Raw genomic sequence first — 20,412 nt, 5'->3', positions numbered from 1 at the left:
AGGAGAACTTCATGACCGTATTAAAAAGTACCAAGTGGCTAGTGGCCGCAGGTCTGGCAACCAGCGTGATTGCCGCTCCGGCATTCGCTGCAAAAGATGTCGTTGTTGCTGTGGCATCCAATTTCACCACGCTTGACCCGTATGATGCCAACGATACGCTGTCGCAGGCGGTGGCAAAGTCGTTTTATCAGGGGCTGTTTGGTCTGGATAAAGAGATGAAACTGCAAAACGTGCTGGCGGAAAGCTATACCGTTTCTGACGACGGGCTGGTTTACACCATCAAACTGCACTCGGGGGTTAAATTCCAGGATGGCACCGATTTCAACGCCGAAGCGGTGAAGGCCAACCTTGATCGCGCCAGCAATCCGGAAAACCACCTCAAGCGCTACAACCTGTATAAAGCGATTGCTAAGACCGAAGCGGTTGACGCCAGTACGGTAAAAATCACCCTCAAACAGCCATTCTCGGCGTTTATCAATATTCTGGCCCATCCGGCAACGGCGATGATTTCCCCGACGGCACTGAAAAAATATGGCAAAGAGATTGGTTTCCATCCGGTCGGCACTGGCCCATATCAACTGGACACCTGGAACCAGACCGATTTTGTGAAGGTCAAGAAGTTCGACGGTTACTGGAAACAGGGTTTACCTAAACTCGACACCATCACCTGGCGCCCGGTGGTGGATAACAATACCCGCGCGGCCATGCTGCAAACCGGCGAGGCGCAATTTGCCTTCCCAATTCCTTACGAACAGGCAGGGGTGCTTGCGAAAAACGACAAGCTGGAACTGGTGGCTTCGCCTTCCATCATGCAGCGTTACCTCAGCATGAACGTGACGCAAAAGCCGTTTGATAACCCGAAGGTGCGTGAAGCTATTAACTATGCGATTAACCGCCAGGCGCTGGTGAAAGTGGCATTTGCCGGGTATGCGACACCAGCGGAAGGCGTGGTACCGCCGTCTATCGACTTCGCACAAATTTACAAACCGTGGCCGTATGACCCGGCCAAAGCGCGTGCATTGCTGAAAGAAGCAGGCTATCCGAACGGTTTCGAAACCACTTTATGGTCGTCTCATAACCACAGTACCGCGCAGAAAGTGTTGCAGTTCACTCAGCAGCAACTGGCGCAAGTGGGCATCAAAGTGAAGGTTACCGCGATGGATGCCGGGCAACGAGCTGCTGAAGTGGAAGGCAAAGGGCAAAAAGAGAGCGGTGTGAGAATGTTCTACACCGGTTGGTCGGCCTCGACTGGCGAAGCTGACTGGGCATTGTCGCCGTTGTTTGCCTCATCTAACTGGCCACCAACGCTGTTTAACACCGCGTTCTACAGCAATCCGCAAGTGGATAAAGACCTGACGGACGCGCTGAAAACCACCAACCGTGATGAAAAAGCGAAACTGTATAAAGACGCGCAGGACACTATCTGGAAGGAAAATCCGTGGGTGCCACTGGTGGTTGAAAAACTGGTTTCTGCGCACAGCAAAAACCTCAGCGGTTTTTATGTGATGCCGGATGCCGGGTTTAGTTTTGATGATGCGGATTTGAAAGAGTGATGATTTTGGTGGCGTGTTTTCACCCTCACCCCGACCCTCTCCCTGAGGGAGAGGGGGAACGACACGCGATCCAATCCCCTCTCCTGGGGGAGAGGGTTAGGTTGAGGGGGGACAATGTTTAACTATTTCCTCAAACGCCTACTGGGCCTGATCCCCACATTGCTGATTGTCGCGGTGCTGGTGTTTCTGTTCGTCCATATGCTGCCAGGTGACCCGGCGCGGTTAATCGCCGGGCCTGATGCAGACGCCACCGTTATCGATATGGTGCGCAAACAGTTAGGCCTGGATTTACCGCTCTGGCAGCAATTCTTACACTACATCGGCAACATTTTGCAGGGCGATTTTGGCATCTCGATGGTGTCGCGCCGTCCGGTTTCCGAAGAGATCGCCAGCCGCTTTATGCCAACATTCTGGCTCACGCTCACCAGCATGGGGTGGGCGGTCATTTTCGGACTGTTCACTGGCATTATTTCTGCCGTCTGGCGTAATCGCTGGCCGGACAGACTGAGTATGACGATTGCGGTTTCCGGTATCTCTTTCCCGGCCTTCGCACTCGGCATGCTGCTGATGCAGGTTTTCTCCGTAGAACTGGGCTGGTTGCCGACGGTAGGGGCCGATAGCTGGCAGCACTACATTCTGCCGTCTGTCACGCTTGGCGCGGCAGTGGCGGCAGTGATGGCTCGTTTCACCCGTGCTTCCTTCGTCGATGTGCTGCAAGAAGATTACATGCGCACCGCGCGTGCTAAAGGGGTCAGCGAAACACTGATAGTTCTCAAACATGGGCTACGCAACGCGATGATCCCCGTGATTACCATGATGGGGCTACAGTTTGGCTTCCTGCTCGGTGGCTCAATTGTGGTCGAAAAAGTGTTTAACTGGCCGGGGCTTGGGCGCTTGCTGGTGGATTCGGTCGAGATGCGCGACTACCCGGTGATTCAGGCGGAAGTGTTGCTGTTCTCGCTGGAATTTATTGTCATCAACTTAGTGGTGGATTTGCTGTATGCCGCCATTAACCCAGCTATCAGGTACAAGTAAGGATGCGACTCTTTAACTGGCGACGCCAGGCGGTACTGAACGCGATGCCGATAGTTCGGCCCAATCAAGTGCGCACCCCGTGGCACGAATTTCTGCGCCGTTTGCGCAAGCAGCCGGTGGCGATGTTTGCCGGGGCTTTCGTGCTGTTTTTGGTTGCTATCGCGCTTATCGCGCCGTGGATTTCTCCGTTCGATGCGGAAAACTATTTTGATTACGATCGGCTCAACGAAGGGCCGTCGATAGTGCACTGGTTTGGCGTAGATTCGTTAGGGCGCGATATTTTCAGCCGCGTGCTGGTGGGAGCGCAAATCTCGCTGGCGGCAGGGGTGTTCTCGGTGTTGATCGGCGCGGTAATTGGCACCGTTTGCGGCCTGCTGGCGGGATATTACGAAGGCTGGTGGGATCGCGTCATTATGCGTATTTGTGACGTGTTGTTCGCCTTCCCTGGGATCTTACTGGCGATTGCAGTAGTGGCAGTAATGGGTACCGGCATGTCGAACGTGATAATCGCGGTGGCGATTTTTAGTATTCCTGCTTTTGCCCGCCTGGTGCGCGGCAATACGCTGGTGCTAAAACACCAAACCTTTATTGAATCGGCACGCAGTATTGGCGCCTCGGATGCGACGATTATCTTCCGCCATATTTTACCGGGGACGGTTTCGTCGATAGTGGTCTATTTCACGATGCGTATTGGCACATCGATCATTTCCGCGGCGAGTCTGTCGTTCTTAGGGTTAGGCGCACAGCCACCAACACCAGAGTGGGGCGCGATGTTAAACGAAGCACGCGCCGATATGGTGATTGCCCCACATGTGGCAATTTTCCCGAGTCTGGCGATTTTCCTGACGGTGCTGGCGTTTAATTTACTGGGAGATGGGCTGCGCGACGCGCTGGATCCCAAGATAAAAGGTTAACCCATTTTGTGTTCCCGTCGGGTGACAAGGCATAACTCTGGTAAGGAATGCACCGGAGGTTGTTCGCCCTGCATGGCATTGAGAATAGCGGTTGCCAAATCTTCACCTATCACCCTGAAAGGGACGTCAAAACCCGTAGGTTTTATCGGCAGAAATGATGAGATATCGCTGCTAAAAACTCCGGCAAAGAACGGGTAGTGACAGCGCTGTTGCCGGGTATAAAAGCTTGCTCCTAGCATCTGTAAGTCGCTAAGAAAGATGATGTAATCAGGAGGGATGGGTAGCTGGTGGAAATAACGCAGCGCCTCGAAACCGGACGCCTCACTGATTTCACCCCGGAAGAGATATTCTTCATTCACTTTCAGGTTTTGCTGGCGTAAGGCTTCGCGCCAGGCCTGCGTGAAGATTGCTCCCTGCGCACTCGATTTTTCCAACGTGACCAGCGCAATATTTTGATATCCCGCCATTTTTCCCTGTTGCACCGCTTCTTTTGCCACCGTGGCAAAATCCAGATCTACCCAGTTGAATTGGCCATTCAGGGTAGAGCTGCGTCCAAGCGTGGCAAACGGGAAATTATTTTTATGCAAATACTCAATACGAGGATCGTTGATTTGAGTGTTGGTCAGTATGACGGCGTCGGCTTTGCGTTGCTCAACAATTTTTTGTAGCCACAGTTTTTCATCTGCATCGTCCAGTGCCAGGTGCAGGATGGTGTCGATGTCCTGCAGGCGCAGGCGGGTTTGCAGACCCGCAGCAACGCGCATGAAAAAAGAGGCCGTGTAGAAGTTGTCCCGTTCACCCGATGGTAGCAGGAGCGCAACGGTGTTGACCTTACCCTTGCGCAGATTTCTGCCCGCAGCATTGGGCCGATAACCATAGAAATTTGCCGCCTCAAGTACGCGCTTTTGCGTTGCCATACTGACTTCAGGGTGGCTATTTAGTGCTCTTGAAACGGTGGCAATGGAGAGATCCAGTATTTTTGCCAACTCTTTGATATTCATCTATTCCTTTTCCCACACATGGACGATTACGCCATATCTATATTTTACTCTGCTAAGTTTTACCATTTGGGATGACTGCCGCATAAATATATCACGGTTGACCTGGGGATATTTGAATAATAAACACGAGATCACAACTCTCAGATCCTTTTACTTATTGGGTTAGTTCCTTCATTGACTTGCTGCTTAATGTTAACCATTATCGGAAACGTTTCCGGAAAAATAATTATAACTTCCAATAAATAAAATGAGGTCATGATGAACACCCTACAAATTAAAGATAACTCACTGTATTGGTCATGGAATGGTTATTACCTTTCCATTTTTCCTTGGGGTAAAGATAGTTTAAGAATTATTTCAGGTATTCAACCTGATAGTAGTGAAATTCCGGGTTGGGCTTTGCTGGAACAACCCGATATTACTGTGCGGTTTGAACGAGATGATACAAGTCTGACGCTGATTAATGGGAATATCAGCGCATCTGTTGACCAGCAAGGACGGATTGCTTTTTATAATCAGAAAAAAGAGTGTTTACTGGAAGAATTATGGCGGCAAAGAGACAATGGAGAGCATTTTTGGGATGAGGGCCATCAATCAAAAAATAAAGTCAGCGCATTAAAAATATCTGGCCGGGAAATGAAACCATTAGCTGGAAATGCAATGGAAATAAATGTCAGGTTTGAAGCTAATCCAAATGAAAAAATGTGTGGGATGGGACAGTATCAGCAGCCTTTTATTAATTTAAAAGGCTGTGCTATTGAATTAGCTCAGCGAAATTCTCAGGCCAGTGTGCCCTTTATGGTCTCGAGTCTGGGATATGGTTTTTTATGGAATAACCCCGCGGTAGGCGAAGTTATTTTTGCGAATAACGAAACGCGCTGGCATGCTCAGGCCGCATCGCATATTGATTACTGGATAACGGCAGGTGATACCCCTGCGCAAATCATCAGAAACTATGCGAACGCCACCGGTAAACCCCCTTTGATGCCCGAATTTGCCCTGGGTCTGTGGCAATCCAAATTACGTTATCGCACCCAGCATGAGTTGCTGAGTGTGGCACGTGAGTATCGTGATCGCGGTATTCCTCTGGCGGTGATTGTCGCCGATTTCTTCCATTGGCCGGTGCAGGGCGACTGGAAATTTGATTCACGGGAATGGCCCGATCCCGCTGCGATGACCGCAGAACTCAAGGATATGGGTACGGAATTGATGGTTTCAGTCTGGCCGACGGTAGATGTGAAAAGTGAAAATTATCCTGCGATGAACGAGCAGGGCTTGCTGGTGAATACCCGCAAAGGGCTAAACATCAACTTCGATTTTTTAGGTAATAGCCGCTTTATCGACCCTACGAATCCTGAGACTCGCCAGTTCGTCTGGGATGTCTGTAAGAGGAACTATTTTGACAATGGCGTAAACCTATTCTGGCTTGATGAGGCTGAGCCAGAATATGGTGTCTATGATTTTGATAACTATCGTTATCACATAGGTAATACCCTCGAAACGGGCAATATCTATCCACTGCATTATACCGAGGCTTTTTACGACGGTCTGCGCGAAGCGGGGCAGAGTAATCCGGTAAGCCTGGTGCGCTGCGCATGGGCCGGTAGCCAGCGCTACGGTGCCTTGGTTTGGTCTGGCGATATCCACTCATCATTTGAGTCGATGCGTAACCAACTCTGCGCTGGGTTAAGCATGGGCATGGCGGGTATCCCGTGGTGGACCACTGATATTGGTGGATTCCATGGCGGTGATGTCAGCGATCCCGCATTTCATGAGTTGTTAATACGCTGGTTCCAGTGGGCGGTATTCAGCCCGGTGCTGCGCATGCATGGACACCGCGACCCCATTACTGAGCCAGAAATCCCTTACCGCGACGGTATCGCACAATGCAACACCGGAGCCGGCAACGAGCTATGGAGTTTTGGTGAATCCACCTTTGCAATTCTCAGCCGTTACGCAACGCTACGAGAAAGGCTGCGGCCGTATCTACGCAAACTCATGCAGCAAGCCCATGAGACAGGCGAGCCGTTAATGCGCCCGCTGTTTTATCACTATCCCGAGGATGAGCAAGCCTGGCAGATAACCGACCAATATCTATTTGGCGAAGACGTTCTTGTTGCGCCAGTGGTTAACGCAGGGGAGAGGCAACGTCGTGTCTGGTTACCGGGTAACACGGTGTGGGTTGACGTGGTTTCGGGTGACCGCCATGAGGGCGGCCGGTTTATCAGCGTTGCCGCACCACTCGAAACGTTACCTTTGCTGGTACGTGATGGCGCAGAGGTTCTGCGGCTGATTCGCCCATTCTGACACGGGTAAATAGGGAGAGCATGATGAGTGGAATATCTAATGATTTGGGTGTGGCCAGTCACCCAGTTGGGCTGGCAAAACTTTCAGTAAGTGAAAAGATAGGTTACGGCTTGGGAGATGCTGGTGGCACGATTATTACCGGACTTATCTCGAACTTTTTAACCTTCTTTTATACCGATATTTTTGGGTTAACACCGGCGGTGGTGGGAACACTATTCCTGGTGCTACGTGTGATTGACGCTATTTCTGATCCACTGATCGGGGTTATTGCTGACCGCTCCTCGACCAAAATGGGGCAGTTCCGGCCGTTTATACTCTGGACAGCCATTCCATTAGGACTGATTGCATTTCTGACTTTTAGCGTTCCGGATTTGGCTTATCACTGGAAGGTGCTTTACGCCGTTGTGACCTACTTTGCGCTCTCGGTGCTTTATTCCCTCAACAACGTGCCTTATTGCGCATTGATCACCAAAATCACCACTAATCCGCTGGAGCTTGTTTCATGCCAGTCCTGGCGTTTTGCGTTGTGTGGCGTGGCGGGTTTCGCCGTCTCGGTTGGTTTGCCGATTATGGTGGATTACTTTGGCAAGGGGAATGCGGTTCGGGGATATCAGTATGGTGTAGGCGTTCTGGCATGTTTAGCCATCGCGATGTTTCTACTGTGCTTTTATGGTGTGAAAGAGCGAGTAGTGGCTCGAAACAATCATACGTTTAACCTGCGTGAAAGCCTGAAAAGTATCCGGCGTAACGATCAGCTTTTACTGACCTTTGTGATGTCGTTACTGATCATCAGCATCTTTAACACTAAGGGTGGGGTCGCCATGTATTTCATTACTTATGTACTGCATGGTGATGCGACCTATACCTCGTTATTTTTTGGCATGGCGACGTTGGGAGGAATTACAGGTTCAATTCTGGTGCAATATTTGACGCGCAGTTTTGAGATTAAAACCCTCTATTTCTGGGTGAATATGGTTCTGGCACTCGCTCACTTCGCAGTTTGGTTTGTTCCCGGGACAGCGACCACAGTGTGGCTGGTTTTAGTCTTTGTTTGTTGTGTCGTGGTGGGTCTTATTTTACCGATGCACTTTACCCTTGTGACCTTTGCTGATACGTATGGCGAATGGAAGTCAGGCCGCCGTTCATCGGGCATGAACTTTGCGTTTAACCTATTTTTTGTCAAGCTGGCATGGGCAGTAGCAGGGGTTATCGTCAGCGTTGTACTGACCGTCGTGGCTTACCGTTCCGGTATGGAAAACCAGACACCATTGTCTTTAGCGGGGATCACGATGCTTTCCACTGCGATACCCGGTGTGCTGCATTTATTGCTGGCAGCGACGGTGTGGTTTTTCAGGATTGATAATAAAATGGTCGCACAAATGGAGCAGGAATTAGGTCGTTAAAGTAAAGAGCCTTTCCAAACAGGAAAGGCTCTTTTGAAGGATTAAACCACTGAACCCCACAGGTCATATTCGTCTGCGTTTTCCACTTTCACGCGCACGACATCACCTGGTTTCAATTTGGTTTCGCCATTCAGATAAACCGCACCGTCGATTTCTGGAGCGTCTGCCATGCTGCGGCCAATCGCGCCTTCTTCGTCAACTTCATCAACGATCACCAGAATCTCACGGCCCACTTTTTCTTGCAGACGTTCAGCAGAAATCTGCTGTTGCAGCTGCATGAAGCGGTTCCAGCGCTCTTCTTTCACGTCTTCCGGCACCGGATCGGCCAGTTCGTTAGCGGTCGCACCTTCTACCGGGCTGAACTTGAAGCAACCGACACGATCCAGACGGGCTTCTTTCAGGAAGTCGAGCAGCATCTGGAAGTCTTCTTCAGTTTCGCCAGGGAAGCCGACAATGAAGGTGGAACGCAGCGTCAGATCCGGGCAGATCTCACGCCATTGCTTAATGCGCTGCAACTGACGATCCACGCTGCCTGGGCGCTTCATCAGCTTCAGAATGCGCGGGCTGGCGTGCTGCAAAGGAATATCCAGATACGGCAGGATCTTGCCTTCGGCCATCAACGGGATCACATCATCAACGTGCGGATACGGATAAACATAGTGCAGACGTGTCCACACGCCCAGTTTGGAAAGCTGCTCGCACAGGCTAACCATGCTGGTTTTCACCGGCTCGCCGTTGTAGAAACCGGTGCGGTGTTTAACATCAACGCCGTAAGCAGAGGTATCTTGTGAGATGACCAGCAACTCTTTCACACCGGCATCAACCAGACGTTTAGCTTCGGACAACACATCGCCAATTGGACGGCTGTCGAGATCGCCACGCATCGAAGGGATGATGCAGAAAGTACAACGGTGGTTGCAGCCTTCAGAAATTTTCAGGTACGCGTAGTGACGCGGGGTCAGTTTCACGCCTTGTTCCGGCACCAGGCTCAGGAACGGGTTATGTTTTGGTTTCGGCACATAGTGGTGAACGTGCTGCAAAACTTGCTCGTAGCTATGCGGGCCGGTGATTTCCAGAACTTTAGGGTGCACCTGGCGGATTTGGTCTTCTTTGGCCCCTAAACAGCCGGTCACAATCACTTTGCCATTTTCGTTCAGCGCTTCGCCGATCGCTTCGAGCGACTCTTGTACGGCACTGTCGATAAAGCCACAGGTGTTAACGATAACCATATCGGCATCATCATAGCTAGGCACTACATCGTAACCTTCGGTGCGCAGCTCAGTTAGAATTCGTTCAGAATCAACGAGGTTTTTTGGGCAGCCGAGGGAGACAAAGCCAATACGGGGTTGTTGCATACAGGTCACGCTCACAAAGTAAACAGAAAATAAAAACCGGGCGATTCTACACGGGTTTTCGGTATGGCTCTACTGGTTGTTTTTAAAGTGACGCAGGATCAAATTCAGACTAATCGACATGCCTTAGCTTTTGCTTAGCCAGGACGCAGGCTCTATTATCTCCCCGCTTAACTTAATTGTAACGTCCCGTTCAACCAGAGAATCCCTAATGCCTAAGATTTTAGCCCTTTCCGGGATGCTAATTGCTGTCCTGGCGACCACTGCCTGCAACATTATTCCTACGCCACTTAACACCCCACCGGCAACTGCGCAGAAGTTTGTTTGCGGCGGCGAAAAACTGGCTATCGATGGCGACTACGCCTGGTATAACGGCAACCGTTACTCCTATCAAAATATGACTAACGGGCAGGCGTTTTATCGCTATCACAGCAGTAACTTCGGCCTGAAGAAAGTTGGCGAAAACCGCACCATGCTGATTGGTCTTGATGCCAAACCTTGTGTTGCGGCGAATTAATAAATGAATTCACCCCGTCACCTGACGCGTCTGAGTACGCTGCTGCTCGGTTTTATGCTGGCGGGGTGTGGCACGCTGTCGAACGTTGCTCCTGAGGCGGAAGTGCCGCAAAAGGCGCAACGTGCTTGCGGTTCGCCTGCAAATCACGATATTAACCAGTGGCTGCCCGCTCTGGTTGAACAGCAGTCGCCGGCGATGGTGGTTGGGGTGATTGACGCCAATAACCAACGTCACTACTGGCAATTTGGTGTCACCGATACGAAACACCACCATCCCGTCAATGAACAGACGTTATTTGCCGTCGGTTCCCTCAGTAAAGGCATGACCGCCGAAGCGACCGCGGTATTAGTGGCGCAGGGGCGCCTGCATTGGTCTGATACGCTGGAAACCTTAATGCCGCCGTCGGTGCCATTAAGTGCCGATGCGAAGCAAATCACCTTGCTGCAACTGGTGACCCATACCTCCGGCTTGCCACGGCAAAATATGGATTTGCCGATGCTGACGGCTTTTATTCGTTATCTGGGAAACGGTGAGAATTTTTACGCACATCTCGATAGCGACGAAGTAGTGGCCGATCTGGCTGATTTTTCAAAACCAGGCAGCACCGGGCCTCTATATTCCAACCTCGGCTATGCGGTGCTGGATTATGTGTTGCGTTATCAAACCGGCCAGCGCGCCGACCAACTGGTGCAAACGCTGATTTTCGATCCATTAGGGATGCGCAATAGTAGCTTTACCCCGCAAAAACTGAAAAGTTACCCGCAGCGCGCCATCGGGCATGCCGGAAGCCAGCCGAAGTTTATTCCCCGTGGGCAAGTGGTACCTGACTGGCAGTTCACCGGCAATATGCTCGGTGCAGGCGGTTTGTATACCGACACCGCCGATTTACTGACTTTTGCCAGCGCACATCTTGCCAGCACCGGCGATGCCACACTGGATAAAGCCATTCAAGACACGATGCAAACCTATTACCCGCGTGACAAAGAAGCGGCTAATATCGCCTGGGTAACGGACACCTACGGCGAACAAGCCATCACTTATCAGGTCGGATATATCGGTGGTTATTCCAGCTACATCGGTATTGATCGCCAGAATCATTTCGCGGTGGTGGTGTTACAAAATAGCTTCACCTGGCAAAACAACCTTGGACACAGTGTGTTACGTCAAATGTTTGAGGAAAAGTATCAAGCCGCCACTTGCCGCGGGGTAACTGCTTCGTAACACCTTGTTTCTACGTAGATATTACTATTTGTAAAATTTGTTGCTGAGGATCAAGAAATACGGGGAAATAAAACTGGTTTGCCTAAAATTTATCCATACTATTACTGTGTGTTATAGATTCTAATCACACGGGGGGTAAATGTATGAATGGGGAATCACTCAAACACGATCTCTTGAAAAAGATGATTATCGCCAAAATAGACATCGCTGCTTACCTCTTGATGAGAAAAGCAAAAGGCTATATGTCTGTGATTGAAACTGGGCATTTACGCGATAATTTGTTCGACTTGTCTGCTGAGTATCGTGAGATGGCTTCACGCCTCAATTCCCATCTTGCCGCACCAGAAATGGCGAGCATCAATCAGGGAATTGGCGCGGTATCTTCAGCCGCCGTTTGCCTGATGACAGGGTGTCACGACTGCCCGCAATATATCGCCATAGATGCTGAAAAACTGGAAAACTGCCTGCGACAACTTTCCGCCAGCCTGAAAGATATTATGAGTCACCAACTGGCCGTAGAAAGTTGAAACCTCGAGGGGAGGCGACTCCCCTCTGGTAAAGTTTTTGTAAAACTCCCATCCCTGAAATTCTGCAAAGCTAACCTTATCGGGTAGATCCGCAAAGGAGCAAGCTATGTCACGGTTGCCATTCCGCTCATTCATTGCCGCATCTTTACTGCTTTGGGCAGGCGTTGCCCTCGCCGCTGAGGCCAAAGTGGAGGTGCTACAAAGTAAGCTCGATCATCCCTGGTCGTTAGCTTTTCTGCCCAATAATCAAGGAATGCTGATAACGCTGCGTGATGGGCAATTACGGCGCTGGCGACCAGGCGAAGGTTTAGGTGACCCGATTGTTGGCGTGCCCAAAGTTTGGGCGCATGGACAAGGGGGATTACTGGATGTGGTTTTGGCGCCAGACTTTGAAAAAAGCCGCCGCGTCTGGCTGAGCTTTGCAGAAGCCAACAGTGATGACCAGGCGGGTACTGCCGTCGGTTACGGCACGCTGAGCAGCAATATGCAGCGGCTGGAAAACTTCAAAGTGGTGTTCCGTCAGATGCCGAAACTGTCGACCGGCAACCACTTTGGCGGGCGCATGGCGTTTGATGGCAAGGGCTATCTGTTTATCGCATTGGGCGAAAACAACCAACGGCCAACGGCGCAGGATTTGGATAAGTTGCAGGGCAAACTGGTGCGCCTGACGCAAAACGGCGACGTGCCAGCGGATAACCCATTTGCCGGTCAACAAGGCGCGCGCAGTGAAATCTGGTCGTACGGGCACCGCAACCCACAGGGTATGGCGTTTAATCCGGCCAATGGGGAATTGTGGCTCAACGAGCATGGCCCGCGCGGTGGCGACGAAGTCAACGTGGCAAAACCGGGTAAAAATTACGGCTGGCCGCTGGCAACCTGGGGCATCAATTACAGCGGAATGCCGATCCCTGAAGCCAAAGGAGGAATTGTAGCCGGTACTGAACAGCCAATTTATTACTGGAAAGTCTCTCCGGCGGTGAGCGGCATGGCGTTTTACGACGCCGACAAATTTCCGCAGTGGAAAGGGAAACTGTTTATCGGTGCGCTAAAAGAGAAAAACCTGATTGAACTGACGCTTTCTGGCGACAAGGTCACCGATCAACAGCGTTTACTGGATGAGCGGGGTGAACGTATTCGCGATGTGCGCGTCGGCCCGGACGGCTATCTGTATGTCCTGACCGACGAATCTGACGGGCAATTACTGAAAATCAGCCCCTCTGGCTAGTTTTTAGCTCAATGGAATCATAACGATTTTCTTGAATGCCGGGCGCTGGGTCAGTTGCTGATACCAGCGTTGCAGGTTGGGGAAATCATTCCACTTGATATCGAGATTGAACAGGTTATAAACGCTTGGCGCCAGCGCAATATCCGCCACGCTGAATGTCTCGCCACCCAACCATTTTTGCTGCGCCAGTTCGGCGTCCACCATGGCAAACAGGGCGTTACAGGCGTCGACACTGTCTTCAATCAGCTTTTGATCGCGCAATTCCGGCGCGGTGCGCACCAGGCTGAAAAACACGCCACGGTGTGGGCCTGCCAACGAGGTAGCTGCCCAGTCCATCCATTTTTCACCGCGTGCTCGAGCGGCAGGTTGGGCAATCCACAGCGATTCTTTGCCATACTGTGCGGCCAGATAACGCACGATAGTATTGGATTCCCACAGCGTCAGGTCGGTGGCATCGTCGTGAATACACGGCACCAGCGCATTTGGGTTCATCGCCAGATATTCTGCATCATGGGTTTTGCCAAATTTTCCACCAGCCGGAATCGAGCGGTATTCCACGCCTAACTCTTCCAGGCACCACAAAACTTTCTTCACATTCGTTGAATTGTCTCTGCCCCAAACTGTGATCATTTTGTTTCCTCTTTGTTAGTTTGCATCTCAGTATGCCGTGTGCTGGCGAAGAAAACAGCACGCAAGTTCAACGGTTGCTAAAAAACTCATCAACGTGGCGGCAACTCACGCAGTTATCGAATAAACTTAAAAAACTTTACCAACGCTATGTTTCATTAAGCGGTTTCACACGTTAGCTTACTGGCAACTTGAAATATTAAGTAACGGCGTGTGTCGTGACTTTTTTAGAATGGATACTGGGTGGTGTTATGAAAACTTTGCAAATTCCTGCTTCGCTACGAGCTTTACTGGCAGGGTCAACCCTGCTGCTGTTAGCCGCACCTGCGGTGAGTGCTGAACAGACGGCTGATGCACCGCAAGTTGATGCTAAAGCCTGGATCTTAATGGATTACGCCAGCGGCAAAGTACTGGCGGAGGGTAATGCCGATTTGCAGCTCGATCCGGCGAGTCTGACCAAATTAATGACCAGCTATGTGGTTGGCCAGGCTATCAAAGCCGATAAAATCAAACTGACCGATATGGTCACCGTCGGCAAAGACGCATGGGCCACCGGTAACCCGGCGCTGCGTGGATCTTCGCTGATGTTCCTTAAACCCGGCGATAAAGTCTCGGTTGAAGATTTAAATAAAGGCGTGATCATTCAGTCAGGCAACGATGCCAGCATCGCGATTGCCGATTATGTGGCGGGCAGCCAGGATTCGTTCGTCAGCCTGATGAACAACTATGCGCAAAAGCTGAATCTCACTAACACCACCTTCAAAACCGTACACGGCCTTGATGCGCCAGGGCAGTTCAGTACCGCACGCGACATGGCGCTGCTGGGCAAAGCCTTAATTCACGATGTGCCAGAAGAGTACGCCATCCACAAAGAGAAAGAGTTCACCTTTAACAACATCAAGCAGCCGAACCGTAACCGCTTGTTGTGGAGCTCAAATCTTAACGTCGACGGCATGAAAACCGGCACCACCACAGGCGCAGGTTACAACCTGGTGGCCTCCGCAACTTCTGGCGATATGCGTTTGATTTCCGTGGTGCTGGGCACCAAAACTGACCGTATTCGTTTCAATGAAAGTGAAAAGCTGCTGACGTGGGGCTTCCGCTTCTTTGAAACCGTCACGCCGATTAAACCAGATGCTACTTTTGTCACTCAGCGCGTGTGGTTCGGTGATAAAAGCGAAGTGAATTTGGGTGCGGGTGAAGGTGGCTCGGTTACCATTCCGCGCGGCCAACTGAAGAACCTGAAGGCAAGTTTCAAACTTAACGATCCACAACTGACCGCGCCGCTGAAAAAAGGCCAGGTTGTCGGGACTATCGATTTCCAGCTTAACGGCAAGTCAATCGAACAGCGTCCGTTAATGGTGATGCAGCCAGTGGAAGAGGGTGGTTTCTTTAGCCGGATGTGGGACTTTGTGATGATGAAGTTCCATTCGTGGTTCGGCAGCTGGTTTGCCTAATCCCTCCTTCATACTTCGAGCCGCAGATGCGTTGGCTGCACTCGTGAACCCCAGTCACTTACTTATGTAAGCTCCTGGGGCTTCACTCCTTTGCCGCCTTTCTGCGACTCGAATTATTTTGGAGGACTATTTTGCTATTTCCATTGCAGGGCAAGATTTTCCGCCGTGGCAAACGCCACAAACTCGGCGTCGGGTTGTTCGTTGCTGATTAGCAAATCAAATGCGGAAAGTGGCCCCATGCAGGCTGCGCGAACTTTGCCAAATTTACTGCTGTCGACGACAAGTACACGCTGTTGTGCCATCGCTAATGCCCAGTTTTTTACGGGTAATTCATCAAGATTAAAACAGGTTGCGCCATGACGAGGGTGAACGCCTGCCGCTGAGAAAAAAGCGATGTCCGGGCAAAAATTATTCAGGCATTCCTGGAAATTAATCGGCTTGAAAATCGCATTGCTGGCGTGAAATTCACCGCCACTTAAAATCACCCGACAGCCGGGTTTATCCTGCAACGCCAGAAAAGTGTTTAACGAATAACAAACGCCGGTAAATTCCAGAGAGTCATCGATGGCTTCAATGATGTACGGCGTTGTGGTGCCGCAGTCAAAAAACACCGTTTGATGCGGGCGCACCAGTGCCGCTGCGAGGCGTGCAGCGTGGCGTTTTTCCTCAATGCAACGGGTTTTCTGGTCACTTAGCAGATAGTGATTGGCGGTGACGCTACGGGGTTCGAGAACCACATAGCCGCCCAGCAGTACGACCGGCCCAGCGTCATTGCTCAGGTCACGGCGAATGGTCATTTCAGAGACACCTAACAAAGCAGATGCTTCTTTGAGGTGAATTTTGTCGCTGCGTTTAAGCGCCTGAATCAGGCGGTTGATGCGTTCGTCGCGCCGGGTTTCCATGATGAGCAGCTAAACCTTTTTGTGCCCTCTCCAGGCGGAGAGGGTTAGGGTGAGGGCGTTAATTAACGCATCTTACCTTTGCAAAAACAGTTAGTCACGCACCCAGCCTTTGCGGATGAACAGGGCAAAACAGACACGATAAGCCTGATGCAGGCTTGCATACATCTGTTTGCCAAGCAGATTCCATACCATTTGCGCCAGCAGGCAAGAACAGAGTCCGACCAGCAACCCACCGAGCATATCCAGCGGCCAGTGCACGCCGAGATAAACTCGCGACCAGGCGATGACGCAACCGATGGCAAACAACAGCACACCCGACCACACACGATGCCAGAGCAAAAATGCCAGCGCGAAAGTGAAAATCACCGTGCCGTGGTCGCTCGGGAACGAGTCGTCCGGTGCATGATGCATGAAGTTATAGCCAAATCCAGTGACGAACGGTCTGTCATGCGGGAAGAGATGGCCAATAATCCACGATAACGACACGCTGATAATCAGAGCTAAAGCGGTTTTGATAACCATCATTCGTTGGGCTGCCATGTGTTGGCGTTGGCCCCACAACCAAAGAATGGCAATCAGCAACGGTACGATGCTTATCAAATCTTTGGCGATAAAAATCGCGAGCTTAATTAGCCACTCGGGTGATTCTGGCGTGGCGTTAATCAGCAAGAAAAGTGCCTGATTGAGTTGTTCGAGCATAATGTTTTAAGTCCCTAAACCAGCAAAAATAGCGCCAGGCTAAAAATTCATTGCGCCTTGCTCGGGCACCTGGAGCCAAAAGAGAATTTACAGATTATGTAGAGGATATTAAGAGAACCTTAAACCACAGAACAATCGACCGGTTGTTTGCAACAATGACTATCTACTGCGCTGGCAATTTATTAAACTGCGCATGTTTTTCGTTTCTTCAAGTCATTATCCTTCTGAGTAACTCATGCAAAATAATAAGCGACTGGGTCGCCAGGCATTGCTGTTCCCGCTGTGCCTGGTGCTCTATGAATTCTCGACCTATATCGGCAACGATATGATCCAGCCAGGCATGCTGGCGGTTGTTGAGCAATACAATGCGGGAATCGAATGGGTGCCGACCTCCATGACGGCCTATCTGGCGGGCGGGATGTTTTTACAGTGGTTGCTCGGGCCGCTATCAGACCGTATTGGCCGTCGCCCGGTGATGTTGACCGGCGTGGTGTGGTTTATCGTCACCTGTCTTGCCACGCTGCTGGCGCAGAATATCGAGCAATTTACCTTCTTGCGGTTCTTACAGGGCGTCAGCCTGTGCTTTATTGGCGCGGTGGGGTATGCCGCAATCCAGGAATCCTTCGAGGAAGCGGTGTGTATAAAAATCACCGCGCTAATGGCGAATGTGGCGCTAATCGCTCCATTGCTTGGCCCGCTGGTCGGTGCCGCGTGGATTCATTACGCGCCGTGGGAAACCATGTTTGTGCTGTTTGCGGCGCTGGCGGCATTTTCGTTTTACGGATTACACCGTGCAATGCCGGAAACTGCGACGCGTCTGGGTGAGAAGCTCTCGCTGCGAGATTTGGGCCATGATTACAAGCTGGTGCTGAGCAACGGGCGTTTTGTTGCAGGCGCGCTGGCGATTGGTTTTGTTAGCCTGCCGCTACTGGCGTGGATTGCGCAATCACCGATTATCATTATCAGCGGTGAAAAACTGTCGACCTACGAATACGGGTTGCTGCAAGTGCCGATCTTTGGCGCGTTGATTCTGGGTAACCTGGTGCTGGCGCGTTTAACCTCACGCCGTAGCGTACGCTCGCTGATTATTCTTGGCGGCTGGTGGATTGTGCCGGGGCTGGTGGTTGCCGCTGTAGCAACCGTAGCATCGTCCCATGCGTATCTATGGATGACGGCCGGATTGAGTATTTACGCCTTTGGTATTGGCCTTGCCAACGCAGGCCTGGTGCGTCTGACACTGTTCGCCAGTGATATGAGCAAAGGTACTGTCTCGGCGGCGATGGGTATGTTGCAGATGCTAATTTTCACCGTTGGTATCGAGGTGAGTAAGCATGCTTATCTGTTTGGTGGCAATGGTTTGTTCAGCCTGCTGAATTTGTTGGGTGGGGTTATCTGGCTGGGTTTGATGTTCGTGTTTTTGAAAGATAAGAGTGTGGGTAATCGCACTGACGCGTAGCAAAACCACCCTCACCCTAACCCTCTCCCTGAGGGAGAGGGGATAGCCGGTTTTCACTCTGAGGGAGAGAGGAGTCCGGTTTCCTCCCTCTCCTTTGGGAGAGGGCCGGGGTGAGGGGACAAATTACTTAACAGCCATACCCGCTTGTGCGCCGCTATCCGGGCTTAACAGGAAGATATCCTTCCCGCCAGGACCTGCTGCCATCACCATCCCTTCAGAGATGCCGAAGCGCATTTTACGCGGTGCCAGGTTGGCGACCATAATCGTCAAACGGCCTTCAAGTGCGGCGGGATCAGGATAAGCAGAACGGATACCCGAGAACACGTTACGTTTCTCGCCGCCCAGATCCAATGACAGACGCAGCAGCTTGTCAGAACCTTCAACAAATTCTGCTTTCTCAATCAGCGCAACACGCAAATCCACTTTGGCAAAATCATCAAACGCGATAGTTTCAGCAATCGGGTCATCCGCCAGTGGGCCAGTTACCGGTGCCGTTGTCGCTTTCACTTCTTCTTTCGAGGCTTCAACCAGCGCTTCAACCTGTTTCATCTCAATGCGGTTATACAACGCTTTGAAGGTATTCACTTTATGGTTCACCAGCGGGGTGTTGATGCCATCCCAGCTCAGCTCACAGTTCAGGAAGGCTTCAGCTCGCTCAGAAAGCGTAGGTAGAACCGGTTTCAGCCAGGTCATCAACACGCGGAACAAGTTAATGCCCATGGTGCAGATGGCTTGCAGGTCGGCATCGCGGCCTTCTTGTTTTGCTACTACCCATGGTGCTTGCTCATCGACATAACGGTTTGCTGCGTCGGCCAGCGCCATAATTTCACGCACGGCTTTACCGAATTCGCGGCTTTCCCACGCTTCGCCAATTGACTGCGCCGCATCGGTGAAGGTTTTGTACAACGCCGGGTCAGCGATTTGTGCAGACAGTTGTCCGTCAAAACGCTTGGCAATAAAGCCTGCGTTACGGGAAGCCAGGTTGACCACTTTGTTGACGATGTCGCTATTCACACGCTGCACGAAATCTTCCAGATTCAGGTCGATATCGTCGATACGTGAGGACAGTTTCGCGGTGTAGTAGTAACGCAGGCTGTCGGCATCGAAATGGTTCAGCCAGGTGCTGGCTTTAATGAACGTACCGCGCGATTTGGACATCTTCGCGCCGTTGACCATCACATAACCGTGGACAAACAAATTGGTCGGCTTGCGGAAACCGCTGCCTTCCAGCATGGCTGGCCAGAACAGGCTGTGGAAGTAAACGATGTCTTTACCGATGAAGTGATACAGCTCGGTGGTGGAATCTTTCTTCCAGTATTCGTCGAAGCTTTCGGTATCGCCGCGTTTGTCACACAGGTTTTTGAACGAACCCATGTAACCGATTGGCGCATCCAGCCAGACGTAGAAATATTTACCCGGTGCACCAGGAATTTCGAAGCCGAAATAAGGCGCATCGCGGGAGATATCCCACTGTTGCAGGCCAGACTCGAACCACTCCTGCATTTTGTTCGCCACTTGCTCTTGCAGCGCACCACTTCGGGTCCAGGCTTGCAGCATTTCGCTAAACGATGGCAAATCAAAGAAGAAGTGCTCGGAATCACGCATTTCAGGCGTTGCGCCAGACACCACCGATTTCGGGTCGATAAGCTCGGTTGGGCTATAAGTTGCGCCACAAACTTCACAGTTATCGCCGTATTGGTCTGGAGCTTTACATTTCGGGCAGGTGCCTTTGACGAAACGATCCGGCAGGAACATGCCTTTTTCCGGATCGTAGAGCTGAGAAATGGTGCGGTTTTTAATAAAACCGTTCTCTTTCAGGCGGCCATAAATCAGCGACGCCAGCTCACGGTTTTCATCGCTATGCGTAGAGTGATAGTTGTCATAGCTGATGTTAAAACCAGCGAAATCAGTCTGATGCTCCTGGCTCATTTCGGCAATCATCTGCTCTGGTGTAATGCCTAACTGCTGTGCTTTCAGCATGATAGGTGTGCCGTGGGCATCGTCTGCGCAGATGAAGTTGACCGTGTTTCCGCGCATTCGTTGGTAACGGACCCAGACATCAGCCTGAATGTGCTCCAGCATATGACCGAGGTGGATTGAGCCGTTAGCGTACGGAAGTGCGCACGTTACCAATAATTTTTTCGCGGTTTGAGCCATAGTAGAAATTGCATCTTCTAAAGAGAAAAGGGCTTTAGATGTTAACCGAGTGCCGCCCC

The 20,412-nt window shown here is 51.2% G+C and carries 17 protein-coding genes; 11 read left to right on the top strand and 6 right to left on the bottom strand.

Going from position 1 to position 20,412, the window contains the following annotated elements:
- The first annotated feature begins 11 nt into the window (after window positions 1–11).
- The 3 genes from gsiB (at window position 12) to gsiD (ending at window position 3,502) form a co-directional block, all read left to right on the top strand.
- Window positions 12–1,553 (top strand): glutathione ABC transporter substrate-binding protein GsiB, encoded by a 1,542-nt coding sequence (gsiB, locus tag EC843_RS06270; RefSeq protein ID WP_133521920.1) that lies wholly within the window; start codon window positions 12–14, stop codon window positions 1,551–1,553.
- 114 nt (window positions 1,554–1,667) lie between these two features.
- Complete coding sequence (gene gsiC / locus EC843_RS06265) at window positions 1,668–2,588, top strand: glutathione ABC transporter permease GsiC (RefSeq protein WP_064545050.1); 921 nt, start codon at window positions 1,668–1,670, stop codon at window positions 2,586–2,588.
- Between the two features lie 2 nt (window positions 2,589–2,590).
- On the top strand, window positions 2,591–3,502 hold the full coding sequence (gene gsiD / locus EC843_RS06260; protein ID WP_064545052.1) for a glutathione ABC transporter permease GsiD: 912 nt from the start codon (window positions 2,591–2,593) through the stop codon (window positions 3,500–3,502).
- Here the strand turns inward: gsiD and EC843_RS06255 are convergent.
- Window positions 3,499–4,503 (bottom strand): LacI family DNA-binding transcriptional regulator, encoded by a 1,005-nt coding sequence (locus tag EC843_RS06255; RefSeq protein WP_133521919.1) that lies wholly within the window; start codon window positions 4,501–4,503, stop codon window positions 3,499–3,501. The genes gsiD and EC843_RS06255 overlap by 4 nt on opposite strands.
- A 258-nt stretch (window positions 4,504–4,761) precedes the next feature.
- Here EC843_RS06255 and EC843_RS06250 point away from each other — a divergent pair, with 258 nt between their 5' ends.
- Both EC843_RS06250 and EC843_RS06245 read left to right on the top strand, forming a co-directional pair.
- Window positions 4,762–6,810, top strand: a complete 2,049-nt coding sequence (locus tag EC843_RS06250; protein ID WP_064545056.1) for a glycoside hydrolase family 31 protein — start codon at window positions 4,762–4,764, stop codon at window positions 6,808–6,810.
- Between the two features lie 23 nt (window positions 6,811–6,833).
- Entirely contained in the window at window positions 6,834–8,213 is a 1,380-nt protein-coding gene (locus EC843_RS06245) for an MFS transporter (RefSeq protein WP_133521918.1), read from the top strand.
- A 41-nt stretch (window positions 8,214–8,254) separates the two neighbouring features.
- Here the strand turns inward: EC843_RS06245 and rimO are convergent, their stop codons facing one another.
- A complete protein-coding gene (gene rimO / locus EC843_RS06240) occupies window positions 8,255–9,568 on the bottom strand; it encodes a 30S ribosomal protein S12 methylthiotransferase RimO (protein ID WP_064545060.1) in 1,314 nt (437 codons plus the stop codon).
- 208 nt (window positions 9,569–9,776) lie between these two features.
- Here rimO and EC843_RS06235 point away from each other — a divergent pair, with 208 nt between their 5' ends.
- The 4 genes from EC843_RS06235 (at window position 9,777) to EC843_RS06220 (ending at window position 13,055) form a co-directional block, all read left to right on the top strand.
- Window positions 9,777–10,082, top strand: coding sequence for a hypothetical protein (locus EC843_RS06235; protein ID WP_064545063.1), 306 nt, complete (start codon window positions 9,777–9,779; stop codon window positions 10,080–10,082).
- 3 nt (window positions 10,083–10,085) lie between these two features.
- The gene (locus tag EC843_RS06230; RefSeq protein ID WP_208111310.1) at window positions 10,086–11,303 is read left to right on the top strand and encodes a serine hydrolase domain-containing protein; all 1,218 of its coding nucleotides are present in this window, start codon (window positions 10,086–10,088) and stop codon (window positions 11,301–11,303) included.
- Between the two features lie 143 nt (window positions 11,304–11,446).
- Window positions 11,447–11,830, top strand: a complete 384-nt coding sequence (locus EC843_RS06225) for a biofilm formation regulator BssR (RefSeq protein WP_133521917.1) — start codon at window positions 11,447–11,449, stop codon at window positions 11,828–11,830.
- Window positions 11,831–11,945: 115 nt separating this feature from the next.
- The gene (locus EC843_RS06220) at window positions 11,946–13,055 is read left to right on the top strand and encodes a PQQ-dependent sugar dehydrogenase (protein ID WP_243739139.1); all 1,110 of its coding nucleotides are present in this window, start codon (window positions 11,946–11,948) and stop codon (window positions 13,053–13,055) included.
- Between the two features lie 3 nt (window positions 13,056–13,058).
- Here EC843_RS06220 and EC843_RS06215 read toward each other — a convergent pair whose 3' ends face one another.
- On the bottom strand, window positions 13,059–13,685 hold the full coding sequence (locus tag EC843_RS06215; protein ID WP_064545071.1) for a glutathione S-transferase family protein: 627 nt from the start codon (window positions 13,683–13,685) through the stop codon (window positions 13,059–13,061).
- 248 nt (window positions 13,686–13,933) lie between these two features.
- Between EC843_RS06215 and dacC the strand changes: the two genes are divergently transcribed.
- Window positions 13,934–15,139, top strand: coding sequence for a serine-type D-Ala-D-Ala carboxypeptidase (dacC, locus tag EC843_RS06210; protein ID WP_064545073.1), 1,206 nt, complete (start codon window positions 13,934–13,936; stop codon window positions 15,137–15,139).
- A gap of 134 nt (window positions 15,140–15,273) precedes the next feature.
- Here dacC and deoR read toward each other — a convergent pair whose 3' ends face one another.
- Together deoR and ybjG are read right to left on the bottom strand one after the other, a co-directional pair.
- Window positions 15,274–16,041, bottom strand: a complete 768-nt coding sequence (gene deoR / locus EC843_RS06205; protein WP_133521915.1) for a DNA-binding transcriptional repressor DeoR — start codon at window positions 16,039–16,041, stop codon at window positions 15,274–15,276.
- 90 nt (window positions 16,042–16,131) lie between these two features.
- Window positions 16,132–16,740 carry an undecaprenyl-diphosphate phosphatase gene (ybjG, locus tag EC843_RS06200; protein WP_064545077.1) on the bottom strand — a complete coding sequence of 203 codons (609 nt, stop codon included), beginning with the start codon at window positions 16,738–16,740 and terminating at the stop codon, window positions 16,132–16,134.
- Window positions 16,741–16,975: 235 nt separating this feature from the next.
- Here ybjG and EC843_RS06195 point away from each other — a divergent pair, with 235 nt between their 5' ends.
- Window positions 16,976–18,196, top strand: a complete 1,221-nt coding sequence (locus EC843_RS06195) for an MFS transporter (protein WP_064545079.1) — start codon at window positions 16,976–16,978, stop codon at window positions 18,194–18,196.
- A gap of 123 nt (window positions 18,197–18,319) precedes the next feature.
- Here the strand turns inward: EC843_RS06195 and metG are convergent, their stop codons facing one another.
- The gene (gene metG, locus EC843_RS06190) at window positions 18,320–20,353 is read right to left on the bottom strand and encodes a methionine--tRNA ligase (RefSeq protein ID WP_064545081.1); all 2,034 of its coding nucleotides are present in this window, start codon (window positions 20,351–20,353) and stop codon (window positions 18,320–18,322) included.
- Between the last annotated feature and the right edge of the window lie 59 nt (window positions 20,354–20,412).

It is taken from the genome of Buttiauxella sp. JUb87 (genome assembly GCF_004361975.1).
Classification (GTDB): Bacteria; Pseudomonadota; Gammaproteobacteria; order Enterobacterales; family Enterobacteriaceae; genus Buttiauxella; species Buttiauxella ferragutiae.
This window is presented reverse-complemented; position numbering and strand designations above follow the sequence as displayed.

Excerpts from the sequence above, each read along its gene's own strand:
- gsiB (WP_133521920.1), top strand. The coding sequence starts at position 12 with ATGACCGTATTAAAAAGTACCAAGTGGCTAGTGGCCGCAGGTCTGGCA.
- gsiC (WP_064545050.1), top strand. The coding sequence starts at position 1,668 with ATGTTTAACTATTTCCTCAAACGCCTACTGGGCCTGATCCCCACATTG.
- gsiD (WP_064545052.1), top strand. The coding sequence starts at position 2,591 with ATGCGACTCTTTAACTGGCGACGCCAGGCGGTACTGAACGCGATGCCG.
- EC843_RS06255 (WP_133521919.1), bottom strand. The coding sequence starts at position 4,503 with ATGAATATCAAAGAGTTGGCAAAAATACTGGATCTCTCCATTGCCACC.
- EC843_RS06250 (WP_064545056.1), top strand. The coding sequence starts at position 4,762 with ATGAACACCCTACAAATTAAAGATAACTCACTGTATTGGTCATGGAAT.
- EC843_RS06245 (WP_133521918.1), top strand. The coding sequence starts at position 6,834 with ATGAGTGGAATATCTAATGATTTGGGTGTGGCCAGTCACCCAGTTGGG.
- rimO (WP_064545060.1), bottom strand. The coding sequence starts at position 9,568 with ATGCAACAACCCCGTATTGGCTTTGTCTCCCTCGGCTGCCCAAAAAAC.
- EC843_RS06235 (WP_064545063.1), top strand. The coding sequence starts at position 9,777 with ATGCCTAAGATTTTAGCCCTTTCCGGGATGCTAATTGCTGTCCTGGCG.
- EC843_RS06230 (WP_208111310.1), top strand. The coding sequence starts at position 10,086 with ATGAATTCACCCCGTCACCTGACGCGTCTGAGTACGCTGCTGCTCGGT.
- EC843_RS06225 (WP_133521917.1), top strand. The coding sequence starts at position 11,447 with ATGAATGGGGAATCACTCAAACACGATCTCTTGAAAAAGATGATTATC.
- EC843_RS06215 (WP_064545071.1), bottom strand. The coding sequence starts at position 13,685 with ATGATCACAGTTTGGGGCAGAGACAATTCAACGAATGTGAAGAAAGTT.
- dacC (WP_064545073.1), top strand. The coding sequence starts at position 13,934 with ATGAAAACTTTGCAAATTCCTGCTTCGCTACGAGCTTTACTGGCAGGG.
- deoR (WP_133521915.1), bottom strand. The coding sequence starts at position 16,041 with ATGGAAACCCGGCGCGACGAACGCATCAACCGCCTGATTCAGGCGCTT.
- ybjG (WP_064545077.1), bottom strand. The coding sequence starts at position 16,740 with ATGCTCGAACAACTCAATCAGGCACTTTTCTTGCTGATTAACGCCACG.
- EC843_RS06195 (WP_064545079.1), top strand. The coding sequence starts at position 16,976 with ATGCAAAATAATAAGCGACTGGGTCGCCAGGCATTGCTGTTCCCGCTG.
- metG (WP_064545081.1), bottom strand. The coding sequence starts at position 20,353 with ATGGCTCAAACCGCGAAAAAATTATTGGTAACGTGCGCACTTCCGTAC.